The organism is Moorena sp. SIO4A1, from assembly GCF_010672065.1.
Classification (GTDB): domain Bacteria; phylum Cyanobacteriota; class Cyanobacteriia; order Cyanobacteriales; family Coleofasciculaceae; genus Moorena.
On sequence record NZ_JAAHHX010000375.1, the window covers coordinates 1 to 2,036 of the forward strand.

General features: G+C 46.6%; 2 protein-coding genes and 1 pseudogene. 2 read left to right on the forward strand and 1 reads right to left on the reverse strand.

Annotated elements, in window-relative coordinates; translation table 11 throughout:
* Together F6K53_RS38445 and F6K53_RS38450 are read left to right on the forward strand one after the other, a co-directional pair.
* Nucleotides 1-446: pseudogene (locus F6K53_RS38445) on the forward strand (riboflavin synthase); the annotation flags it as partial.
* 101 nt (nt 447-547) lie between these two features.
* On the forward strand, nt 548-1,318 hold the full coding sequence (locus tag F6K53_RS38450) for a Uma2 family endonuclease (protein WP_075904131.1): 771 nt from the start codon (nt 548-550) through the stop codon (nt 1,316-1,318).
* Nucleotides 1,319-1,473: 155 nt separating this feature from the next.
* On the opposite strand, the gene F6K53_RS38455 is transcribed toward F6K53_RS38450, so the two are convergent.
* Nucleotides 1,474-2,036, reverse strand: a 563-nt coding sequence (locus tag F6K53_RS38455; protein ID WP_293085076.1) for a glycosyltransferase family 1 protein, incomplete at its 5' end; no start/stop codon positions are given.

The following is a 2,036-nucleotide window of genomic DNA, read 5'->3' on the forward strand; positions in this document are numbered from 1 at the left end:
CGTCTTTGCGTGTGGGTAGCAAACTAGGGGGTCATTTTGTAACGGGTCACATTGACGGTATTGGCTGCTTAACGGAATCTTTACAAACACCAAACTCCTGGGAAATGTGCTTTACAGCACCAGCTTCTTTGACGGATGTGTGGCAGCATAAGATAGCCCGTTATCTTGTTCCTAAGGGTAGCATTGCTGTCAATGGGGTCAGCCTAACGATTGCTGAGTGTGACCCCAACGGCAGTTGGTTCAAAGTAGCGGTGATTCCCCATAGTTACACCCATACCAATCTTAGCCACTTACGGACTGGCAATTGGGTGAATATCGAAAGTGACATTTTAGGGAAATATGTCGATAAGTTGCTGGGTAATCGAGTACCAGCTGCTGAAGCGATGGATGAAATGTCCCCGGAATTTCTCCTAGAACATGGGTATTTGACATCCTCCCACGGCTGAAGCCTCTAGGGCTGTTTCATTCTTGTGAAGGATCAGGGAGGCCAAAGGTGAACAAATAAACAACCTAACCTTCACACTTCAGACTTGAGAATTCACATTCTATGTACCAAACTGACCCGACCCGTTCCCCAAAAGAGTACCTCCCGACGATGTATGATCTTAAGAGTGAAGATCCGGAGGAACCGGGCTTGCCCGACCAATTCCACGAGTTACAACCACAACTGTTACGCGAAACATTTCGTCCGCCGACTTACTCACCAGAATGGGTATTTATGGCTAGTGACATGAACCTTTACTATGATGTGAATCATCCGTTGTGGTATAAACGTCCGGACTGGTTTGGGGTGGTGGGAGTGGCTCAGTTATATCAGCAGCGGGATTTACGCTTAAGTTATGTGATCTGGCAAGAAGGGGTAATCCCTAGTGTGGTGGTAGAACTCCTGTCACCAGGTACGGAAAAAGAGGATTTAGGGCAGACACGACAGGAACTTAACGAGCCTCCGACGAAGTGGCAGGTTTACGAGCAGATTCTGAGAGTGCCTTACTATGTAGTGTTTGACCGTTATACAGACCAACTGCGAGGTTTTGAATGGGTTGACGGTTACTATCGGGAAATGAGTCTGAATCAACCGAGGGTATGGATGCCAACTCTAGAGTTGGGGTTGGGAGTATGGCTTGGTTCTTTCCAGGGGATTGAGCGGTTATGGTTGCGTTGGTATGATGCTGAAGACAACTGGATTCCGACCTCGACAGAAAGGGAAGCTCAAGAAGCTCAACAGGCACGGTTGTTATTAGAGCAAGAACGGCAACGGTCACAGCGGCTAGCAGAGCGGTTAAGGGCGATGGGCATTGACCCGGAGCTTCTGGAGTAATCAGGTTCAACAGAAATGCAATCGCGTAGCGTGGCCGTAGGCCAATCGCGTAGCGTGGCCGTAGGCCAATCGCGTAGCGTGGCCGTAGGCCAATCGCGCCCCGTGTGACATGCAGGTCAATCCCATTCTGATTAATGATTTAATTAATTATCTCATTAATTATCTACAAAGCTCGTTCCCTCAACTACTTTTCCCCCTTTTCCATTTCCTACTAAAAATTTATAGGCTGCTAGAGTTTCCCTTGCCGTTCTCTCCCAAGAGAATAGCATTGCTCTTTCCTTACCCTTTCTAATCAATTCCTCCCGCAACGAAGAATTACTGATCACCTTGACCATAGCATCTGCTAATTCAATTGGCTGATTAGGGTCAATTAAAATTGCAGCATCTCCCGCCACTTCAGGCAGGGATGAAGTATTAGAGGTAACTACAGGAGCACCCAAAGTCATCGCTTCCAAGACAGGCAGACCAAACCCTTCATAGTAGGAAGGGTAGACAAAAACATCTGCATTTGAGTAAAACCAGGCTACCAGTTGATCCGATAAGTAGCCCAGATGATGAATATGGTGTTTCCACGGGGAACTAGCAATAGCAGCAAAAATAGATTCATAAGACCATCCTTTTTGCCCAATCAGTACTAACTGATGCTCAATTTGATGCCGTTGTTTTAAATAATTAAATGCTGCAATCAGAGTATTAATATTTTTCCTCGGCTCAAGAG

Bases quoted from the DNA above. Each gene is read 5' to 3' on its own strand.
- F6K53_RS38450 (WP_075904131.1), top strand. From the start codon at position 548: ATGTACCAAACTGACCCGACCCGTTCCCCAAAAGAGTACCTCCCGACG.